We start from the raw sequence: 21,567 nt of genomic DNA, 5'->3' as shown, positions 1-21,567 counted from the left end.
TATGGTTTATAGTTCAGTCGGCCGCCACTCGGCTATACGTATTGAGTGACGAGGTGTTATCGACAGCATCTTGCTGTCGAAGCCACGCCAGTGGCTAATTAAGAAGTTATAACTTAGCCTACGGCTTCGACAGCAGGATGCTGTCTATGACAATCTCAGCACTCAATACAGACCGTATTACAAACTATAAACCCAAAACCAAACATCCAAAAACCATGTGGGAGGAACAGGATAACCAGCTCATTCGTACATTTTCGTTTGCCGACTTTTCAGAAGCCTTTGCGTTTATGACCCGCGTAGCGCTTATAGCCGAAAAAATGGATCACCATCCGTGGTGGTCCAATGTGTATAATGAGGTCGTTATCAAATTGTCGACCCACGATGCGGGCAACAAAGTGACGGATAAAGACCATGCCTTGGCGGCCGAAATTGATAAATTAATGAGCAAGTAATGGCTGACTGGCTGAACAAGCGTCGGTGGGCGAAACAAGTCCTGATAGGTCTATTGAGTTGTCTAATTATCCTATCCTTACTGGCTCTGCCCAGAAATCAGGACTGGATGCAGGGCACGGTGCAGCGCTTTTACCAGCAACGCCAGAACCTTGGTGCGAAGCTGGATCGGCAAAGTCGGGAGCGGGCGGGCTACGGAAAGGCGTATCAGTACGTAACGCTGATTAAACAGCATTGTAAACCAACGGATTATTTTTTGATTCCACCCCAGCGATACCTGATTCGGAAGGCGTATCGAATTGGTGCTTCGGATGGATATGCCTGGTTATACCCCAGCGTTCTGTATTATCACCTTGGGCAATCGGTGCAATTGCTGGACATGACAATGCCTGATACTGCGCTACGACGGGCAACGTTTACGTTTTGGGTGAAAAAGGGCACGCTGGAACTACTTCGGCTAACATCGGCTAATCATCGGGACGTACTGGCTACGTTCCGCCAGTACAATCCTTCCTTTTTTGCCTACACGCCCGAGCAGGCCCGGAAGTATTATCGATCAACGAAATGATGGTGCTGTTAGTCCTGCTGATTGGCGCCCAATTTTTTCTCGGCTGTGGTATTGCTGTTCGTCTGCAAGCAGTCCGTACTACGTATAGTTTAATTGGCTTGTCGATGCTGATCGGTCTAGGGGTTAGTTCTTTTGTCCCTTTTATCGTGCAGTTTTCCGGGCTTCCCATCGTTGCATCGACCGTAATCGGAGGTGTCGTCGGGTTAGCCATTTTATCTGTCTTTTCGTTACGTAGTAAAAAGGAGCGGCTACCGTTTTGGGCCGGTAGAAATGATCTGGCAATCAGTTTGTATGAAATTCCTTTTCTGATCGTCTGGCTGTATCTACTTTTCATCAGTGTCTGGAAATGCAACTGGTTTCCCAATACAACCTTCGACACAATTGTTGGGCCTGACTTGTTGGCCCGATTTGCAGTACAGGAACAGACGCTTGTTTCTTCGGTATTCACGAAGCACCTGCCGAACGTATCCGTATTTAGTAATCAGCCGTTCTATGCGCCGTTTACGGCCATGCAGCAAATCATGTACTTATTGGCTACGGAGCAAACAGGCGTATTCGCTTTTGGTAAACTCTGGTTGACGTTGCTTGTCTTTAGTTTTGGCCTTTTCCTGTATGCCGATATGCGGGAACGTATTCACCCAGTACTGGCTGGAACACTGGTTACCATCCTGGCTTTTGCTCCCGAACTGTTTGCCTACACCTTTCTCGTCCAAACCGATTGGGCTAATGCCGCATTTTTCGCGTCAGGCGTTATTTTGTTTCAACGCTACGTTGAAACAGGGCAAAACGGATCTTTTTGGTCCATTACGCTATTGTTGGCACTGGCCTGCTGGACCCGGACCGAAACTATTTTTTTCGTACCGATTGGCGCAATGATTCTGGTTATAAAACGGATCCGGGTAAATCCTACGGACGCTATTAAGCAATCGGCCATTTTTATGCTGGTGTGTCTGTTGCCTGTTCTGTTCTGGAACTACGGCTTTCTACGTACTTATATGCCTTTACCCATCAATGCACATCTAGGAGCCTTTCGATGGGTCGAAACTGATTACCTGACCAGACTTTTACGTATTGTACAAAATATGAACGATCGGGTTGTTTTCCACGCTTCCTACTGGAACTACACCGTCCCGATTTTTCTGAGCTTAAGTCTTTTGAACCTGTTCATTTTTCGGGATAAACGCGGTTTGACTGTTTTGGTCTGGATCGTCGGTGTATACGTACTATTTGCGATGATCCTTCAGCATGTGGAAGGAGCGAATATTCAGTACACGTTCCGTCGAGGCTTTTTCAAACTACTTTTTCTGATGTGTTTCTACCTCAGCACAACCAGTCTGTTCCGTTGGCTGTCGATTCGACTAGTTGTTTGGGAAAAGACACAGACGGTAAAGCCAGCCGATTGATCAGGCGTTAATTTGAGCTAGCAGATTACCTAATTGAGTGGCCACCCGAATCAAATTGGTACGTGTACTGGCCAGAGCATTGCTCAAATCGGTGGGTCCATTGCCGATAGCAAGCAGCGTGTCAAAATAGTCGTTTAGTTGTTCAGAGGGCTCTAAAGGTATTTTTCCCGCAAGACCAATAACAGGCAGATTCCGCAATTTAGCCTGATACGCAACGCCATACGGTCCTTTCCCCTGGAGGGTTTGTTCATCGATACTACCTTCACCGGTAATAACCAGATCGGCCTGTGAGACAGCCTGGTCAAAATTCGTAAACTCCAGAAAGAAATCGATCCCATTCACCAGTTTCGCGTTAAGAAACGTGTGTAAACCAGCGGCAACACCACCGGCTGCTCCCCCATGCTTAAGGACAGTCATATCGATACCCGTTTGCTGGTGAGCAATACGGGCAAATCTGGCTAGACTGGCATCGAGCTGCTGGACCATTTGAGGTGTTGCTCCTTTCTGAGGACCAAAAACGGCGGCCGATCCATCAGGCCCGAGCAACGTATTGTCGACATCGCACAAAATGGTTATCTCACACTGGCGAATACGTTCATCCAGCCCCGACGTATCGATTGTGGCCAAATCAGAAAGCTGTTCAGGAGTGGCTAATTCCTGGCCCGTTGTATCCAGAAAGCGAATACCCAGCGCCCGAAGTATACCCGTTCCACCATCTACGGTTGCTGAACCGCCAATGGCCAGTACCAGCTTACTAACGCCCTTCTCCAGGGCTAATTTGATCTGTTCGCCAGTACCGAAGGAGGTTGCTTTTAACGGGTTGAGATCGTCTGCCCTGACCAGCCGAATACCGGATGCATTCGCCATTTCGATCACCGCCGTTTGGCCTTCATTCACGATCCCAAAGCTGGCATCAATGGGATTGCCAAATGGGTCATTAACCCGGCTTGTAATCTGTGAGCCGTTGAGTTTCTGAATCATCAATTCGCCGGTTCCATCACCACCATCACCAACCGGGAAACAGTCGCAGACACAAGTGAGTCGACTTTGCTGAAAACCCTGCTGAATAGCTAAAGCAGCCTCTGGAGCTTCCAGACTGTGTTTAAAGGCATTAGGAGCGATGAGAATCCGAGTGGGAGTCATAGAAAGAGAGTGGGGGAATCGATAGTTGAGGAATCTTACTTATACAAGCAAACCAGCAGTTCGAAGTCTTCTACTCTAGGAACGGTGCATTCGACCCAGCCATTTTTCTGGCTGAACGGTACGTTCTGTTCTGAGCGCATCAGTCTCAACGCTTTAATAGGTTTGGTTGGCCTGAACCGAACTGCCGTCTGTATAATCGGAACCGGTTCACGCAAGGACGCGCCCAGTTGACCCGAATGATTGATCAGACCAATCCATTCAAAAGCACCTCCCCGGTTAGCCATATGCGTCATTTCCAAAAGGGGAGAGGCATCGGTTGAGAGCGAGGAAGAAGTTTTGAAAATGGTCTGAACAGCAGAAGCGAAAAGGGCACGATGACCATGATGGCCCTTAAATTCATACTGGGTTCCAAGCCGCCACGGAATAAAAACCGTTTGTCCTTTGCCATACGTGTTGATAATCAAGCCCGGCGAGTCGGATAGGTCGGTATCGGTGTAGTATGATTTTTCGGGTGGACCAAACCGAACAGACGGTAGGAGTCGCAGGTAGGGTTGGGCAGATGCTGCAGGTTTACATTTCAGGAAATCGGAATATAGCATGACTAGGTCCAGATCCTTAAACTGGCTGGTACCCAGCGCTTGTCTATCTTTGTTGGATAGCTGCAGATACGTTGAGTTGGTTCGGGGGAATACGTCATAATCAGTTGATACGCCCAGCGATTGTAAACGAATGGCGTTCATGGGTTTTCCCGTTTCGTCGTTGGTCGAGCTGAATCCCGTTGCGAGTAGTTTGCCGCCCTGCTTCACGTACTCATCGAGTTGAGCGGCCTGCTGGTCCGACATATTCGTTACGTCGCCCAGAATAATGGTGTCGTAATCCTGTAAGGGCCGAGGAGCTGATTCCTGACCAATCGTTTTGGGTTCGATGATGTCGTACATGATGTGCTCCTCCGACAGCAACTTAATCAAGCCCCTGTATTCTTTTTCGGAACCTTTAATCAGGCCGACATGGGAGATGGGTTTAAGATTGGTGAAGTACTGCTCGTTTTTTTTATGGAATCCATACAGATCATTCATGATGGGAATAAAGACCCGATCTTCCTGATTCAGCAGAGTTCCAATAACGTTGTAATCGAGTGGAGCACCATTCAGCATGTTACCAAGTAGCCACACCCGGCCAATATTGGGGGAGGTTGCCGTATGGCGGAATGGGATTGCAATAAAATGAATGAAAACGTTACTGGGTGTTTTGGTTTTATACGAGCCTAGAACGCGTTTGACATGGTCGGTTCCAGAGTAATTCCATTCGTACGTATCGGTAAGCCAACTGCTCGATTCGTCTCGAATCATATCGACACCAGCGTCTGAGTACGTATTGATGATCAGAGTAGGGTTTAACTTTTTAACGTAGTCGCCTATTTTGTAGAACAACTCATCGGCGGTCGTTTTTTTGAACGTATTGTATCGTCTGAAAACAGGATCGGCCATATCTGCTTTGGTAGGCAGCTCCATACCGGTTTCAGTTTGAAATCGTTTTTTGCAACTGCCGCACTGGCAAATTCCGTGGTACGTTCCGCCATAATCCGTAGTGGTATAGCCGATCATGTTAAAGAATATGCCATCGAGCGGATAGGTCGTGATCGCTTCCTTCAAAATCTCAAAACTATATTCCTGCTGATAGCCACCATTGGGACAGGTATGCGACTGACCATTGACATGAACGTGTTTGCCGCTGGTGCTGACGTATAACCACTCCGGTTTCTGGTCGGCGTATCGTTCATTGATTTTACTGAAGTCGAACCGGCCGATTACTTTGATGCCTTTTGCGTGTAGTTTTTTGACCAGCTCACCGACCAGATCTCTGTTGTTGAGGTAGGGATTTTGATAATGATAATCGAGCTTGGTTGGATAATTAGCCACAATGCCACCTACATTCAGCATCACTACGTTAGCCGAGGCCGCCACCATTGACTGCACGTAGGCGTCTACATCCATCAGCGCATCGGTTTCGCGGAGGTTCGTTTGGATCAGTCGGATAGGAGTCCGATTCCACCACGTTCCGTCATAACTGCCCGGATCAATTTTGGCGGAACGTACTGACGTATTTCTGGATGCTGGTTGGCCAATCAGTACGTTCCGATGTAACAGGAGGACTGACAGGAAGAGAAAAAAACGAGTCATGGTTACTGGGTTAGGGAAATCAGTTCACTACGTAGCGGGAACGCGAAAAACATTACGTAGTGAAATAATAAAGGTGCTTATTCGGATGGTTACGAATAAGCACCTGCTGGAATGCCTGTTACTACGCTTACCAGTTACTTATTCACTACGTTGACTGGATTGCCGGCTAAAAATGCCGACAGGTTGTCGATCGTAATAGCCATCAGTCGGGTTCTGGCTTCTTTGGTTGCCCAGGCAATATGGGGAGTGATCAGGCAGTTTTTGGCCGTAAACAAAGGATTGTCGGCTGCGGGCGGCTCCTTCGATAATACGTCGATACCGGCTCCCGCAATCACGCCGTTGTTGAGGGCATCGGCCAGATCCTGATCGACAACAAGTGGCCCCCTCGACGTATTGAGCAGGAAAGCCGATGGTTTCATCAGGGCCAGCGTTTCTTTGTTCATCAGTCCCTGCGTATCGGGGGTTAAGGGAGTATGGACACTCACCACATCCGATTCACGAAGTAGTTCCGGTATGTCGGCCCACCGGAAATTTTTCCGGTGTGACTGATCGGTCTGATGCCGTTTTGACCCGATAACGTTCATGCCAAAGGCGGTTGCTACGTCGGCTACTTTTTCGCCAATGCTTCCGAAACCGATGATGCCCATTGTTTTATCCGCCAGCTCGATAAGCGGATAATCCCAGAAACAGAAATCGGCGGAGCGCGCCCATTTACCATCCCTAACCGAATCGCTGTGGCGTTGAACGTGAAGGGTTAGTTCGAGCAGCAACGCAAACGTCAGCTGAACAACCGACATGGTACTATAGCCCGGTACGTTGCTGACAACGATTCCTTTGCTTTTGGCCGTGTCGGTATCGATGATGTTATAACCCGTTGCCAGGACGCCGATGAATTTTACAGCGGGTAAATCTGCCAGTACATCCTTACCCAGCGGGGTTTTATTCGTAAAAATGATGTCGGCGTCTTTGGCGCGTTCCACCACCTGATCGGCAGGAGTACGGTCGTATACGGTTAGTTCGCCTAATTTTTCTAAACCCTCCCAGGTCAGGTCGCCGGGGTTTAGGGTGTAGCCATCCAATACTACAATCTTCATCGTTGATAATGTCTCGTTAACTCTAAAAAATAGGATCACCTAAACGCGCGCCCAGGCCAGGTTTAGCGTCCGTTTGGCGTTGGCAATTACGACATCGGGGTCTTCATCGCCAAATGGTTTAACCTCAAAACTGACTATTGGCGGATTTTCAGTATTTAAATAACCAATATCCAGCAAAACTTTCAGGTAATGCGTTACTTCTGCTACGTCGTTTTCGCCGTTGGGAAAGCCAAAACGGGGGTGTACGTCGCCATAAGCGGGCATATCGGGGCTCTTGACCACACAGTTGCCAATATGTGCATGGGTTATATAGTCTTTAACGGGCAGGAGCGACTCTTCGATGGTTTCGTGAATCAGCGGGATGTGGCTCAAATCGACCATCAGGCCAAAATGATCGTGCGTTTTACGAATCGTCTGCGCGTAACGTAGTGCAAGGCTAGCCGGACCAACCAACGATTTCTTATCGACATCGTAATCAAACACTTCAAGCGAAATTTTCAGATCGCCCTTGCTTTTGGCATAGGCGCAGATTTCGTTCGTTGAATCGACTAGCCGATCAAAGGCTTCCTCTTTCCGGGCTTCGTCGTAAATGCCGCTCAGAAAAGAAAAGCCGGTAGCACCTAGTTCATACGCCTGATCGATACCTTCTTTTACATTGGCCAACGCTTTCTGGCGGCCTTCTTCATTGGTGTCGTTGAGGTTAAGACCCGTTGTCAGAAGGCGGGGTTGAGCGGCAAAGGCTACCTGCATATGCGACGATTCGAGCAGGCTTTTAACTTTCTGTCGTACGCCAGGATCGTTTACCGTTGTGATTTCTATAGCGGAAAAATAATCATCCAGCACTACCTTTTTGATGGTTTCCAGAATCGGGCCGTGTCCTCGCATTGTCTCGGGAAAGGCCATAAAATGGACTAAACCAACAGTCATGTAGTTACAAAGTGGTGCATTCATGGTAAGGTGGGTTGCGTAAGTTAGTTTGCTAAATCAGGCGTTTCTTTTTTTGTTTTGGCAGTAGTCAGGATGGTTACGGCAAGAGCGGCCAGTATAACCGCGAGCACAACCAGGTACGTGTAGCCTTTCGTTACGTCTGGCGAGACAGCCGCTTTCTGGCTGCCCAGCATTTCATAGGTAGGAATCAGCCATTTCAGGGCATACGCCTGCGCCAGTACGATTAGGCAGATGAAGAACAGCATGATAAAACTGTGTTTCACCGTAAACCGGAATAGCTCTGATTCTTTACCGACCAGATTGCCCGCTGCCGCTGCAACGGCGATGGATTGAGGAGAAATCATTTTACCGACAACGCCCCCTGAAATATTGGCCCCCACCGTAACCACCGGATCAACACCAATCGATTGGGCTGTAGCGTACTGAAGCTTACTGAACAACGCATTGGCCGACGTATCGGAACCCGTGATGAAAACACCTAGCCAGCCTAGTACAGGAGCGAAAAACGGGAATAAAATGCCTGTGTTGGCCAACACATCGGCCAGCGTAAGCGTAATGCCCGAATCATTCAGAATGTACGCAAAAGCCAGCACGGAAGCGATGGTCAGGATCGGGAATTTGAGCTGGTTTACCGTGGCTCCGCATACACTTAGACCTTCGCTATACGTCAGCCCCACCAACGGAATGGCGATAAGGGCAGCAATCAGAATGGCTGTTCCGGCTGCCGACAGATAATTCAGTTTGAACACCTTCGCAAGTAGTGTTCCATCTTCTCCCTGGATCGCATTATGCAGGCCAGGAAACTCAAATTGGGTCATACCTGCCGTGTTCAGCGCGTCTTTAATAGGCTGAATCCCCCAGGCAATTACCATAATTGTCAGGACCAGAAAAGGCGACCAGGCCCGAAGAAGCTGTCCGTTGGTGTAGCTGATGTCGGTGTTGAGGGTAGCCGCTGGTTCATTGGCAAAGCGCCAGATGGTTTTGGGTTTCCAGAAGCGTAGGAAAACCATCAGGCAAACGATCGATCCTAACCCGGCGATAACATCAGGGAGGGCAGGACCGAGGAAGTTGGAGGAAAAGTACTGGAGAAACGCAAACGAAATACCGGAAACCAGCACCGCCGGGCCAACTTCCTGCGCTTTTTTTACACCGGCAATAATGCTGACCAGATAAAATGGCAACATAACCGACAGAATCGGCAGCGTTCGGCCAACCATCTGGGAAATCGGTAGTTCGGGAATGCCCGATACCTGCGATGCTACTGTAATGGGAATGCCAATCGATCCGAAAGCCACGGGTGCGGTGTTGGCAATCAGACAGATACCCGATGCATAGAGTGGATTAAAGCCAAGTCCTACCAGCATGGCGGCCGTAATCGCAACGGGAGCCCCAAAACCAGCCGTTCCTTCCAGAAAAGAACCAAACGAAAAGGCAATAAGCAACGCCTGCAAACGCCGGTCAGAGGTGATTGAGGCCATGTAGTGTTTTATGATCTCAAACTGACCACTTTTGACGGTGAGGTTGAACAGAAACACCGCCATAAGCACCAGCCAGCAGATCGGGAATAGGCCGTACAAGGCGCCGTGAGCCGCCGACAGCAAGGCGAGTTTGACGGGCATACCATACACCAGAATGGCAATGAGCATCGCAATGCCCGTTGCGATCAGACTGGCCTGATATCCTTTCATTTTTCGGATAATCAGCGCCCAGAAAATAAACAGGATAGGCACGGCGGCCACCAAAACCGATAACGCAATACTGTTGAACGGATCAATTACTTGTTTCCAGATCATGAGTTGTATTCAGTTGGTTTATACTATTTTACTAGGTGTCCGCTCCAAAAACGGGAGCGGACAGTTCTTCGGAATAAATACATCAGGCTAAATCCAGGGCGACGATCTCATGATCGAGAATTTTAGGGACGGATACCGTTACTTTCCCTCCCTTCACCTCAAATTTGGGCTTCTGCTCGCTCATCAGGAGTTTTACGTCAGTCACTTTAGCGCCTTTTGGAACCTGAACAACGACCGTTGCCTCTACCGGAATCAGTTCTCTGAATGGCCCTTTCATCATCATCGGATTCGTTAAATTGACCAGATGAACCGTCATCGATTTATCCTGTCGCCATACATTAACATCGATAACGCCCGGTCCCTGTACTTCGGTTATGGGTTCCTCGTCGAGTGCCCACCGAACCACATTACTCAGCAGTTGACCATGATCAATACTGAGCATTTGCCAGAACGACCGATCCATGTCGCCGGGAATATAAGCGACTCGCCCTTTACCAACCTGTTGCAAATACAATTCTCGGGTATCCGTTTCGGCAATACGGGGGTAAACATCCTCCATGGGTAAATCCGGATAAGTCGGGATCAACGTGACCGGACTAGGGAACGTAGCAGCGGTTGGTTTAACGTTAACTTTATAGATCGAGTTAATAATCCGTGGCGTATCGTCGAGCCCGTTGAGAATAACCTGCGTCTGACTGTTCTTCGCGTCGGTACGTAACTGTAAGTAGCTGTTACGCATGGGCCCGTCAACGTTTTTGTCGAACGACACGCCAAACAAATTCGCCAGCCCGAAATCAGGTCGTTGTCGGCCTTCCTCATCATAAAGCGACGTTTCAAACGTAGCTACTATACTGCCGCCATTTTCGACGTAGGTCTGAATCTGTTGGCATTGGGCGTCGGAGAGGGCTGCAATGTTGGGAAGAATGAGCACTTTAAAGCGCTTCAGGTCGTCTGGCGTGAGTAGCCGATCGTTAACCATGTCGAACGGAATCCGGTTCTCAACCAGCGTATGGTACATCCCGTCGAGGTGGTCGCCACTCTTCTGTTGCCAGGGCTTTCCGCCGTAATTGCGATCCGTCTGTTCGGAGTACATGATCCCCACCCGTGCCATCGGGGCCGTATTACGAAGGTATTTTTCGTTTTTGTAATATTTTTCGTACAGATTGGCGACGGCTTCCATCCACCGTTTATCGTAAATGTCACCGCCGAATTTGACGAAGCAGGGACGCATACCATTGGCTGTGCCCTGAGCTGCCCAAATCCTGATTTCGGCGTCGCTCTGTACCGAATCTTTCCAGCGGAATTCTTCTTCGATACCGATACTGAAGATTCCGATCAGTGGTTTCATGCCGAGCGTTGACCGTAGCTCTTTCGCGCCTTTGCCGTTGGCCCAGGGGGGAGTAAGGCCCCGGCGAGCCTGCTGGTCAGCAAAGAAAAGATCGGCTTCCCGGCCCGTCATAACTTTATCCGGAAAACCGTTCGGAATAAATCGGGCGGTTGGTTTCTGTTTACGGATACCCGCATCCCAGGTCGCCCATACCTCCCGTAATCGTTTCATTTTCCAATCGGCCCATTTCCGATACGTAGCGTCCAGTTTGTCGGCTTTTTGAGGAAGCGCCAGACCCGATGCCGCTTTGAAATTGCGCTGACAATGCTCGCAGTAACAGATATCATGGCCGTGCCAGCGATTCGAGAAAATGCCTTCCGGCTGGAATCTCTCCATGATTTCCTGATTCACCTGCGACATGAAATCGAAATTATATGGGCCTAACGCACAGGTTACCCATAGATCCGGATTCGCCCAGTGACGTCGTTTTTGTCCATCGGCGGTTACGGCAATCCAGTCGGGGTGGGCATCGTACACGTTCTGACGTACGGCATGAGGATCGGTACGTAGCATAATCTTCATCCCCAGTTTTTTGCAGCCTTCCACCAGATAGCCTAATGTATCGGAATTGCCCATGAAATCGCTGCGGTGGTGCAGCGGTATCTGGGTTGGATAGAATGCCACAATTCCTCCGGCGCTGAGCAGGGCGCCATCGGCATGAATACGTTTAAAGTAATTCAGCCAGAAATCAGGATCGTAATGACCCGGATCGCGCTCGACAAATGCAAGTTGTGCCCAACGCATAGGGCCGTCGAGCCAGAATTTTTCCGCACCATTGGCTGCTGTTACGTGAGCGTTTGCTAATGCGGATGGACCCGTGAGCGCGTAGGCGCTGCCTAGCAGACCGGTGGTTTTGATAAAATCTCTTCTTTCCATACAAGTTGTGAACATCCCGTTCACGAAAGGTTTAGGGGCTGGAATTGGGTCTTATTTATTCGTTGTCTGTAAAGCGGCTTGGGCTAACGTAATGTCGCGCTCAACCTGTGGCAGATAGTTCGACCACCAAAAACGTTGAGCGTCTTTAAACGCATTCTCTTTGGATACGTATCCCTCAATGTAGGGGACTTCATGGTAATGGCTGGCGGTGATGGTGCTTAGTTTCTGCCAATGTTTAACACAGGCTTTCAGGTGTGAAATGGCCTGCTCCTGATGGGTTTTGTCCTGATTTCGTCGATACGTTGCCAGCTCTACGCCCGCCCGAAGTTTATCGGCAAAGTAGCGACTTAAATACGCCCAGGCTTCAAAATCGGCTAACTCACAGGTTAACGTAGGGGAGGCAGTTGATTTTATCGTTTCTACCCGACTAAGCACTCGTTTGCTATCGGTCTCCAACTGCTGGGCAAGGGCCAACGGCGTAACCTTGTCAGCCGAAATTGCCTTCTTTTCCTGTACCTGTTTTACGTACTCGTTGATGGATAGGTAGGTAGGGTCCAGCGTTTGATGATCGATTAGCTCGTCGATGGAAATAAACGACGATACGTTATCCTGAAAGCCTTTACTGGCCGAAAAGGGAGCTAAAAAGCCTTCGGAATATAGGGTATAATCCCAGGTTGAGCCGTAGAAAGAGGCTAACCGCAGGGGCATCTGGCTGGCGGCTGCCGTGGCTTCCAGCAGCGATTTGCCGGATTTTAACCCATATCGTTTCGCAAAACTGGTTTCAAATACGGCATTCGGGGTCGTGGGGTCATAGAGCAAACGGCCCCATAGCTGGTAAAACAGCCATTGCTTTTCAAAGGCGTATGTCCAGGTTCGGTGGGCGTTATCCATGTGCGAATAATCCTTTGCCGGAATGTATCCTTCTGAGCCAACGAAATACCCATTCACGTACGGCGCTGTATTTTGGGCGATGTGTTGCCGGATAAAGTCAGGCTGCCCCCAGCGAAGGATGAAAAAATCTTCATTCCGAATCATCCACTGAATCCGATAGTTGCTGGGCATCGGGTTCCAGTAGCCATCATCCCGCTGTCCGGAATGCGAGTCGTGGGTGAGGGCAAGCGTCGGGGTAGAGTGGCCGTGCGACCAGTTGAATTTGATCTCGACCAACGTAGTGTCGGGCAGTTTTGCGTTGTTAATTACCCGGCGCATTTCAGCAGGATCGGCCGATAGAACTGAGCGATGAATCAGTTTTACGGGCCGATTGGCGGCTTTCATCCCCGCAATGATGGTTTCTTCCAGCCAGTTCTCTCGGTCTTTAGGCGTCATCTCGGGCAGCGTAACGCCTTCTTTCTGAAAATTAGACATCCAGTCGGCCAACGTAATACCAATACCGGCCAGATCAGGATATTCATTGATGACCTGCGTAACGACTTCCCGCGTATACCGTTTGACAATCGCCGACGTATCATTCCGTTCGTTGACTCCGTATGCTTTGGCGAATTCGGGCGATACGGCAATATTCCAGTTAACGATGTGGGGCTCGATACCGCGCTCTCTGGCCATTCGAAATAAACCCGTCCAGAACCGTTTCCAGTCGGCCATTTCCTGATCCGAAAAATTATTCGCTTTTGGAAAGTTCGTGGGCTTCACCATGAACGAGAACGGATGAATGTTCCAGAGCGACAGTACATTAAAGCGATTTTCGGCCATCTGATCCAGTAGCCGTTGCCAGTACGTCAGGTCCCGGCAAACGTCGGTGTGGACAGCCATGGCGGGCCCTGATCGGTACGACGACCAGGGCAGGTTAACCTTTAACGCCCGAACTGTAACATGTGGATTAGCCTTCCTGGGCGTAATCGTCTGCCAGGTTTTACCCATCTGAAGCTGCTCGGCAACGTCCAGCACACCGTACATGGCCCCCGTCGAACTGACGGCTGTAATTCGAAGCTGCCCCTTGTCGTACCGGATTTGATAGCCTTCTTCCTGAATTAGATCGTTAACCGACTTTGGCAACAACTGAATGACAATGGCGGCCACCGACGACGTAACAGGCAATACGGTCACAACCTGCCCAGATTGCTGAAGCTCGTTTTTTAGGCGGCTTACCGCAAATTGTACGGGTTTATTTGTCGTATCGTAGGCAATACCAACTGACAGTTTTGCTGTTGACTGTCCCAGGCTGGACAAAGCCGAAAAGAAACCAACCAGGAAGCAAAGCCAGGGCAATACGTATTGCCTGTTTGTCGTGCGGACAATCATTCGTTAGGGGTTAAGAATGGCAACTAAGGGCTAGTTTTACAGATTTCGTGCTTTTAGCTGCTCTACGGCATGATTGGCCGCCCGGGCTGTAAGCGCCATATACGTCAGTGATGGATTTACATTTGAGGCCGAGGTCATCCCGGAGCCATCGGTGACAAATACATTTTTACAGGCGTGTACCTGATTGAATTTGTTCAGTACCGACGTTTTAGGGTCTTTACCCATTCGCGCCGTTCCCATTTCGTGAATGCCAAGTCCCATGTGTGCAACGGGGTTGTCGTATGGCACTACGTTCTTAAACCCCGCAGCTTCCAGCATTTCGGCTCCATCGTTCATGATGTCTTTACGCATGGCCAGCTCGTTTTCGCCGAAGTCGGCATCAAACACCACCTGTGGTAAGCCCCATTTATCGGTCTGGTCTTCACTGAGATAGAATCGGTTCTTCGGGTCGGGAAGTACTTCGCCGAAGCCGCTCAGATTGATTTTCCAGGGGCCGGGCTGCGTCATCTTTTTCTTGAAGTCAGCACCAAAACCGGACTCGTTGGCTCCCCGCGACCAGTCGGCACGGGATGCCCCGCCCTGGTAACCAAATCCGCGCAGGTAGTTCCGTTTGTCGTTGCCCCAGTTGCGGAAACGAGGAATGTACAAACTGCCCGGACGAGCACCAAAGAAGTAATCGTTTTCAAAGCCATCGATGTCGGCCCTCGCGCCAATCGCCAGATGATGGTCCATCAGGTTACGACCCAGTTGATCACTATCGTTGCCGAGTCCATTTGGGAAACGAGCTGACTTGGAGTTCATCAGAATCGATGTAGAGCCGATGGTGCCCGCATTCAGGAAAATAACTTTGGCGTAGAATTCGCGCACTTCCATCGTGTTCTGATCGATAACCCGAACCCCTTTTGCTTTCTGGGCCTTATCGTCCAGAATGATTTCTTTCACGATGGCATTGTGGACAACCGTCAGGCGGTTGGTTTGGCGGGCAGCGGGTAACGTAGCAGCGAGGGAACTGAAATAGGCTCCAAACGGACAACCTCGCGAACAACGGTTACGGAACTGGCAACTGGCCCGGCCCAAGGCCGTATGCCAGGGTTGTGGATTGGTCAGGTGAGCTACCCGGCCAATGGTGATCGGGCGGTTCATTTTTTGTGCTACCGACTTTTTGAGGTGGATTTCGGGAGCCGTCATGGCCATGCCGGGCAGGAAATAGCTGTCGGGCAGAACGGCTAAGCCTTCGCGGGTACCACTGATCCCGACAAATTTTTCTACGTAGGTATACCAGGGGGCCAGATCTTCGTACCGAATGGGCCAGTCGATACCGATGCCCTGCTTCGTATTGGCCAGAAAATCCTCGGAATTCCAGCGATACGTATGTTTTCCCCATAACAACGATTTACCGCCGGTATGATACGCACGAATCCAGTTGAAAGGTCGCTTCTGAATGTACGGGTTTTCTTTGTCGTTCGTGTATAGATACTGCGACCCTTCTTTGGCCGAAAAATACATCGTAGCGTAGTGCTCTTCGGCGGCTACGTTGGAGATTTTACCCCGGTGTTCAAACTCCCAGGGGTCTTTCATCGCGGTTTTATAGTCTTCTACGTGTTTGAGTTCGTAGCCGCGTTCGAGCACCAATACGTTCAGACCTTTCTCGGTCAGTTCTTTGGCAGCCCAGCCACCCGTCATGCCGGAACCAACAACAATCGCGTCGTACGTCTGGCCTTTATCCGCTTTTATGTTCAGATTCATAAATCAATAGGTAAGGAATAGAGTGATTGAATGACGTATCAGGCTTGATTGCCGTACATGAAATCTTTTTGACCTGGTTTAATTTTGATCGCTTCGAACTTGCCGGGAATGGGTTGATAATCAAACGATGCTTTGATGCCAGCCTCCGACGTGAAATAGCCGAGAAGGGTGAGTTCTTTAGTGATAATCCAGAAGGTAGGCGCTGTATCTTTTAGTGCATCGGCTTCGAGTTGTTTTAGCGAATTGGTTTGCTGATCGGCGGGGAGCGATAAAAAGCCTTTTCGTTCCAGACCAACCACACCCGTCAGAAAGGCATCCTGCGCCGGTTTTTTGTAGCAATCGCGGAGCATCAACTCAATGAAGTTAGGGACGCCTACATCAATGGCTCCCGGCGACGTATCGCCGGGCGTATCCAGGCGTGGAATGATCAGATCGGCTACCCGTGCCACAATCTCGCGCTGCGTTTCGGTCAGAAACGCGCTGGTAGCGGAATGGGCTCTTGGATGGGTGGCCAGTTGCTCCCAGCGATCCATTGCCTGAAGGGTAGAGGCTGAAAAGATGCCTCCTAGTATCAAGGCTGTTTGTACGACTGCTTCCCGTCTATTCATCGGTTAAGTGATTAGGTTTAACAGGTCTTTTATGTCTAATAAATGTTAATTTGACATAAAAGACCTGAAGGCTGATTTAATACCCCGGATTTTGTTTGATTTTCTCTTTATTTATGTCAATCTGGCTTTGTGGGATCGGGAAAACCAGATTATTCTCCGTCAACGTATTGACTAAACGGATCTGATCTTTTTTGCCATTGATGACCGTAACGGCCCGCCCGGTGCGCACCAGATCGTACCAACGATGGCATTCGAACGCAAATTCGACGCGCCGTTCCTGTTCCATCGCGAGTCGGAACGATTGCTGATCAGGAATGTCGGCGGCTGTTTTGGCTTTCAGTCCTGCCCGAGTCCGAATCTGATTTAGGTAGGTGAGTGCTTCGCCGGTGGGTTGGTAACTTACCTCATTCAAGCTCTCGGCATACATTAGCAATACGTCGGCATACCGAATGATGGGGATATTGTTTCCGTTATCGTTGTTGATCAGGGGCGTATCAAAATATTTCTTGACGAAGTTGCCCGGCACCACTTGTCCACTCGTACTAACGTACGACGTAGCCAGCGATACGTCTTTCCGTAAATCGCCCGCTTCGTAGGCTCTGACCAGATCGTCGGTTGGCTGATTGTTGCCGCCACCGCTAAAGTTAATGACCGCATTTCCTGAGTTTTGAGGAGCAAATGAGTTTGGCCAGTTGTTGCCTTCCCCCGCGCCCCCCGATTTATACTGGACGTCAAAAACCGACTCTTTATGGTTCTTATTCGCTACCCTGAATACGTCGCCATAGTTGGGCAGAATTGTATAAACGTTCAGATCGATGACCTCTTTCAGCTTGGCCGCAGCCGGTGCGTATTTCTTCTGGGTCAGCAGCACTTTTCCCAGTAAGGCTTTGGCAGCCCCTTTGGTTGCACGTCCCAGATCAATGCCCGTGTATGTAGCAGGCAGATCCGCTTCTGCTTCCGACAAGTCTTTCTCAATCAGTGTATAGACTTCAGCCTGCGGATTACGCGTGTACGTATAGCCTTCGTCGGGATTGGTGATGGGTTTGGTCACGATCGGTACGTCGCCAAACGTCCGTACAAGGTTGAAATACACCAGAGCGCGCAGAAATTTAGCTTCCGCAACGTAGCGTTTTTTGAGGTTTTCGTCCATCGATATGCCGCCAACCTTATCCACAATGTTGTTGAAACGGGCAATAGCCGAGTAACTATCATTCCAACGACCAGCGATGTACGGATTCGTGGTCCGTATATAAAACCGGTCGAATTCGTCCTGATCCGTTACGGAGCCGGATGCTACGGGGACCGTATTGTCGGAGGCTATATCGCCAAATACGTAGCTGAAGCCGGAAACCCCATCGGCCTGTAGTGATGCGTAACCGCCGTTAACGGCATTACGTAGATCGTCGGCTGTTTTATAAAAGTTGTCGGCTGTTGGCGACGAAATTGGGCTCAGATCGAGAAACTCCTGCCGACAGGAGCCGAGCAGTAGGGTAGCCAGAGCGAGAATGGGTAAGCTGTATGTCTTCATCGTGAGACGTAGTAAGCTGTGTTAGATCGTTAATGTCTGAATTACAGTTGGCTTAGGGTTAGAATCCTACGTTGATACCAACCGTGATCGTTCTGGCCAGTGGATACGTACCGTAGTCGATGCCTGCCGAAAGCGGTCCTTCGTAATTGCTCACCTCCGGGTTGTAGTTCAGGTATTTAGTCCAGGTATACAGGTTCTGGGCCGAAACGTAAATACGGGCCTGCTGAATTTTGGCTTTATTGATCAGCTCTGTTGGCAGCTTGTAGCCCAGGCTAATGTTCTGAATACGCAGGTAACTGGCATCTTCCACCCAGCGCGACGATACTACGTTGTTGATCCCCGTTGTCCGGGCATTGGCGCGCGGTGTCTTACCGTCGCCGGGATCGCTTTCCGAACGCCAGCGGCCCAGTACCGTGGTCAGCTGATTCTGATTGCCTTCGACGTTGTCGAAAAAACGCCGACCTAAATTGAGGGCCTTTGCGCCCTGTACTCCCTGAATGTTGATGCTCAGATCGAACCCTTTATAGCTTAACGTATTGGTAAGGCCATAAATGAAATCGGGCTGGTTATTGCCAATGATTGTCCGGTCGTTTGCCGTGATTTTACCGTCCCCATCAACATCAGCGTATTTAACATCCCCCGGACGAGACGTAACGTCGTGTGGATGCGCGTCTAAGTCGGCCTGATTCTGGAAAATGCCGATTTGCTTATAGCCGTAGAAACTGCCAATGGGTGCGCCGATCTGCGTAATGTTGATTTCGCTGATGCTGCCACTGGTTGTTCGGATAGGGTCGCCGGTGGGGCCGAGAGCCAGGACTTTATTCCGGTTGAACGACAGGTTTGCTGTGGTGTTCCAGACAATACCTTTGGTGGTGTTGCGGGTGTTGATCGCGAATTCCCAGCCTTTATTCTCCATCTTACCGATGTTTTTGTAGGCCGTGGTAAAACCGGTGAGCGAGGGTACGTTTACCGACAACAGCAGGTCTTTCGTAATCCGGTGGTAGTAATCGGCAATCAGGTAAATGCGGTTGTTGAAAAGGCCCACATCGATACCTAAATCAAACTGCTGATTCTTTTCCCAACCCAGCCGCGAATTGGCCAGTGTAGCTGGGGCCAATCCGTTGACCAACGTATTGTTGAAGCTGTAATTGTCGGGGCGGAGGATAGAAACATAGGGGTAGTTGTCGGCAAACGCATTGTTGCCCGAAAGACCATAACTAACCCGGAGCTTGGTTTCGGAAATCTGGTTCAGGCTACGCATGAACGGTTCTTCACTAACCCGCCATCCCAGCGATCCCGCCGGAAAGGTACCCCACCGATTCTCGGACCCGAAGATGGATGAGCCATCCCGACGTACTGATAAATTGGCCAGGTATTTCCCTTTGTAATTGTAGTTGGCGCGGGCAAAATACGATACCGACGCATTCTCGGTTCTGAAGGACCAGGCGGTGGTGGTTGATCCCTGTGCACTACCGTTCAGCGTTTCAACCACATCGTTCGGAAAAGCACTGGCCGACGTACTGCTCGATTCAACTTTCGACGTAGTGGTTTCCATCCCAACCAAAGCCTCGAAATTGTGGACGTTTTTAATCGACTTGTTATAGGTCAATACCTGGTTGAACAGCAAGTTGATTCCCTGATCGGAGTAAGCCGTTCCGGTGGCCGTGGTAGGAGGGAGCAGATTACTCAACGGCATTCGTGAGGTGCGGTAGGTATTACGTCGGTTGGTGCTAAAGTTGGCGTTCCCCGAGATGCGGTACGTAAAGTTGTTTAGAAAGCCGTACTCAACGTAGCTGTTTCCGAGTAAGTTAGCGGACTGAAACGGACTGTTGTACTCCGTGATGTTGGCCAATGGATTTGTAACACCTGGCAGGTTGTAAGGCGCAGCCAGGGCCAGTTGAGAAGAGTAGGAACCATCAGCGGCATAAATGGGAGCCATAGGTACGGCCGCTAGTGCCGCCGTAATAATGCCGCCATTAAACCATTGCCCCTCAGCAATGACTTCCTGTTGTGAACGGAACGAGGGATTCAGGTTAAACCCAACCTTTAGTTTTGGTAGCAGATTGGCCTCTACGTTAGCCCGAAAAATGTACCGGTCAAGTGTCGATTTGAGGATGACACCGTCCTGTTTTAAATAGCTGCCACTCACCAGATAGCGCACTTTTTCGTTGCCGCCAGAAACAGATAACTGGTAGCTACTCATCTTCGCTTTTCTGAAGATCAGATCCTGGAAATCGGTATAGGGCAGATTCGCTACTTTGGTTGGGTCATCGTAGTTGAACCAATCGAACAGGTCGCCCCGTGGGTATCGATAGCGCAGGTAACTGGCTGGACGGACACTGTTTGGGTCGGTGGCTTTGGCCCCCGGTACATTCTCTACGTAGGCTGTGTTAGCTGCTTCTTTGGCAAATTCGGCGTATTGCTGTGAGTTGAGCAGGTCGATTTTCTTCGTTACTTCCTGAAACCCTGTATATACGTCGAAATTGACATTAACCCGACCTGCTTTCCCCCGCTTTGTAGTGACGAGCAATACGCCATTCGATCCTTTCGACCCGTAAATAGCGGTTGAAGAAGCATCTTTCAATACGTCGATACTTTCGATATCGATACTGCTCAACAGGCCAAATACATTAGCCCCAACGATGTTTCCATCTACGACCACTAATGGCGAGTTACCCGCACTGATAGAGCCAAACCCGCGAATTTTAATGGCTGGCGCACTTCCCGGTGCTCCGCTGCTCTGTTGAATAACCACTCCTGGGATTTTACCCTGTAAGGCCGTTGCTACGTTCGAAACGGGCATATCTTTCACTTCTCCCAAGGGCACCGATGCAATTGCCGCGGTTACGTCCGACCGTTTTTGTGTGCCGTAACCAACCACGACTACTTCGTTCAGCGACTTGGTATCGGCCGATAAAATGACACTGACTACGTTTTGATTGCCAACTACGATCTCCTGTTTGACATACCCGACAAAGCTGAAAACCAATGTTGTTTCGTTGTCCGCTAAATCGATTCGGAATTTGCCATCGGCATCGGTTGATGTACCTTTTTGAGTTCCTTTCACAAGTACGTTGACACCGGGTAAACTTTCGCCCGTCTGGTCCGTTACGGTGCCTGAAACAGTACGAAATATAGTTTCGGGCGCAGTTGACAACGAAGCCTGAGGATTTTCATCGATCATCGCTTTGTCAGGACGATCAGGTCTGATAATGATATTGTTACCGCTAACTTCATACGTTAGCAACAGAGGTTTTAAAATCCGATTGAGCAGGTCGGCAAGCGGTTCGGCCTGACTACGTACCGATATTTTACGGTCTGACTGAATGATCTGGGAGCTGAAAACGAAACGGGCTTCAACCTGCTTTTCGATTTGATGCAATACTTTCTTTACGTTCTGACCTTCAATCAGAATCGTAACTTTTTGATCAAGAAGTAGCTGCTGGGCCTTCCCGTCATGCGCCCAGGAAATCCCGGCCAACGCACAGACCAGAAACCATTGGATAAGGGTGATACGCATGATTGTTAGAAGACTGTCATGTGCCAGTTGCAGTTTTTTCATACATTTGTACTGATTTGTTGGG

14 protein-coding genes are annotated in these 21,567 nt (G+C 49.7%); 3 read left to right on the top strand and 11 right to left on the bottom strand.

Features of this window, described 5'->3' with window-relative positions:
• Positions 1-215 precede the first annotated feature (215 nt).
• Genes GK108_RS10955 through GK108_RS10945 form a run of 3 tightly spaced genes read left to right on the top strand, consistent with a single transcriptional unit; the run spans position 216 to position 2,421 of the window.
• Entirely contained in the window at positions 216-452 is a 237-nt protein-coding gene (locus GK108_RS10955; protein WP_246224864.1) for a 4a-hydroxytetrahydrobiopterin dehydratase, read from the top strand.
• Entirely contained in the window at positions 452-1,018 is a 567-nt protein-coding gene (locus GK108_RS10950) for a hypothetical protein (protein WP_163947321.1), read from the top strand. The genes GK108_RS10955 and GK108_RS10950 overlap by 1 nt, the downstream gene beginning before the upstream one ends.
• Positions 1,015-2,421 (top strand): glycosyltransferase family 39 protein, encoded by a 1,407-nt coding sequence (locus tag GK108_RS10945; RefSeq protein WP_163947316.1) that lies wholly within the window; start codon positions 1,015-1,017, stop codon positions 2,419-2,421. Before GK108_RS10950 ends, GK108_RS10945 begins: the two co-directional genes overlap by 4 nt.
• Here the strand turns inward: GK108_RS10945 and GK108_RS10940 are convergent, their stop codons facing one another.
• The 11 genes from GK108_RS10940 to GK108_RS10890 all read right to left on the bottom strand — a co-directional run bounded on the left by GK108_RS10940 (position 2,422) and on the right by GK108_RS10890 (position 21,545).
• A complete protein-coding gene (locus tag GK108_RS10940; protein WP_163947313.1) occupies positions 2,422-3,564 on the bottom strand; it encodes a glycerate kinase in 1,143 nt (380 codons plus the stop codon).
• Positions 3,565-3,599: 35 nt separating this feature from the next.
• Positions 3,600-5,744 carry a hypothetical protein gene (locus GK108_RS10935; protein WP_163947308.1) on the bottom strand — a complete coding sequence of 715 codons (2,145 nt, stop codon included), beginning with the start codon at positions 5,742-5,744 and terminating at the stop codon, positions 3,600-3,602.
• 134 nt (positions 5,745-5,878) lie between these two features.
• Complete coding sequence (locus GK108_RS10930) at positions 5,879-6,838, bottom strand: D-2-hydroxyacid dehydrogenase (RefSeq protein ID WP_163947305.1); 960 nt, start codon at positions 6,836-6,838, stop codon at positions 5,879-5,881.
• A 39-nt stretch (positions 6,839-6,877) separates the two neighbouring features.
• A complete protein-coding gene (locus tag GK108_RS10925) occupies positions 6,878-7,789 on the bottom strand; it encodes a sugar phosphate isomerase/epimerase family protein (RefSeq protein WP_163947302.1) in 912 nt (303 codons plus the stop codon).
• Positions 7,790-7,809: 20 nt separating this feature from the next.
• The gene (locus GK108_RS10920) at positions 7,810-9,579 is read right to left on the bottom strand and encodes an L-lactate permease (RefSeq protein WP_163947299.1); all 1,770 of its coding nucleotides are present in this window, start codon (positions 9,577-9,579) and stop codon (positions 7,810-7,812) included.
• Between the two features lie 82 nt (positions 9,580-9,661).
• Positions 9,662-11,842: an alpha-amylase family protein gene (locus GK108_RS10915; RefSeq protein WP_163947295.1), complete on the bottom strand. Its 2,181-nt coding sequence runs from the start codon at positions 11,840-11,842 to the stop codon at positions 9,662-9,664.
• 51 nt (positions 11,843-11,893) lie between these two features.
• Positions 11,894-14,101 (bottom strand): beta-N-acetylhexosaminidase family protein, encoded by a 2,208-nt coding sequence (locus GK108_RS10910; protein WP_163947292.1) that lies wholly within the window; start codon positions 14,099-14,101, stop codon positions 11,894-11,896.
• A gap of 36 nt (positions 14,102-14,137) precedes the next feature.
• On the bottom strand, positions 14,138-15,847 hold the full coding sequence (locus GK108_RS10905) for a GMC oxidoreductase (protein WP_163947289.1): 1,710 nt from the start codon (positions 15,845-15,847) through the stop codon (positions 14,138-14,140).
• Between the two features lie 38 nt (positions 15,848-15,885).
• Positions 15,886-16,455, bottom strand: a complete 570-nt coding sequence (locus GK108_RS10900; protein WP_163947286.1) for a gluconate 2-dehydrogenase subunit 3 family protein — start codon at positions 16,453-16,455, stop codon at positions 15,886-15,888.
• Between the two features lie 76 nt (positions 16,456-16,531).
• Complete coding sequence (locus GK108_RS10895) at positions 16,532-17,983, bottom strand: RagB/SusD family nutrient uptake outer membrane protein (RefSeq protein ID WP_163947283.1); 1,452 nt, start codon at positions 17,981-17,983, stop codon at positions 16,532-16,534.
• Positions 17,984-18,041: 58 nt separating this feature from the next.
• Complete coding sequence (locus GK108_RS10890; protein WP_246224810.1) at positions 18,042-21,545, bottom strand: TonB-dependent receptor; 3,504 nt, start codon at positions 21,543-21,545, stop codon at positions 18,042-18,044.
• Between the last annotated feature and the right edge of the window lie 22 nt (positions 21,546-21,567).

Origin of the sequence: Spirosoma terrae (genome assembly GCF_010435915.1) — a bacterium.
Classification (GTDB): Bacteria; Bacteroidota; Bacteroidia; order Cytophagales; family Spirosomataceae; genus Spirosoma; species Spirosoma terrae.
This window is presented reverse-complemented; position numbering and strand designations above follow the sequence as displayed.

What these genes read in the sequence shown, in the direction of transcription:
- GK108_RS10955 (WP_246224864.1), top strand. Translation starts at nt 216, where the DNA reads ATGTGGGAGGAACAGGATAACCAGCTCATTCGTACATTTTCGTTTGCC.
- GK108_RS10950 (WP_163947321.1), top strand. Translation starts at nt 452, where the DNA reads ATGGCTGACTGGCTGAACAAGCGTCGGTGGGCGAAACAAGTCCTGATA.
- GK108_RS10945 (WP_163947316.1), top strand. Translation starts at nt 1,015, where the DNA reads ATGATGGTGCTGTTAGTCCTGCTGATTGGCGCCCAATTTTTTCTCGGC.
- GK108_RS10940 (WP_163947313.1), bottom strand. Translation starts at nt 3,564, where the DNA reads ATGACTCCCACTCGGATTCTCATCGCTCCTAATGCCTTTAAACACAGT.
- GK108_RS10935 (WP_163947308.1), bottom strand. Translation starts at nt 5,744, where the DNA reads ATGACTCGTTTTTTTCTCTTCCTGTCAGTCCTCCTGTTACATCGGAAC.
- GK108_RS10930 (WP_163947305.1), bottom strand. Translation starts at nt 6,838, where the DNA reads ATGAAGATTGTAGTATTGGATGGCTACACCCTAAACCCCGGCGACCTG.
- GK108_RS10925 (WP_163947302.1), bottom strand. Translation starts at nt 7,789, where the DNA reads ATGAATGCACCACTTTGTAACTACATGACTGTTGGTTTAGTCCATTTT.
- GK108_RS10920 (WP_163947299.1), bottom strand. Translation starts at nt 9,579, where the DNA reads ATGATCTGGAAACAAGTAATTGATCCGTTCAACAGTATTGCGTTATCG.
- GK108_RS10915 (WP_163947295.1), bottom strand. Translation starts at nt 11,842, where the DNA reads ATGGAAAGAAGAGATTTTATCAAAACCACCGGTCTGCTAGGCAGCGCC.
- GK108_RS10910 (WP_163947292.1), bottom strand. Translation starts at nt 14,101, where the DNA reads ATGATTGTCCGCACGACAAACAGGCAATACGTATTGCCCTGGCTTTGC.
- GK108_RS10905 (WP_163947289.1), bottom strand. Translation starts at nt 15,847, where the DNA reads ATGAATCTGAACATAAAAGCGGATAAAGGCCAGACGTACGACGCGATT.
- GK108_RS10900 (WP_163947286.1), bottom strand. Translation starts at nt 16,455, where the DNA reads ATGAATAGACGGGAAGCAGTCGTACAAACAGCCTTGATACTAGGAGGC.
- GK108_RS10895 (WP_163947283.1), bottom strand. Translation starts at nt 17,983, where the DNA reads ATGAAGACATACAGCTTACCCATTCTCGCTCTGGCTACCCTACTGCTC.
- GK108_RS10890 (WP_246224810.1), bottom strand. Translation starts at nt 21,545, where the DNA reads ATGAAAAAACTGCAACTGGCACATGACAGTCTTCTAACAATCATGCGT.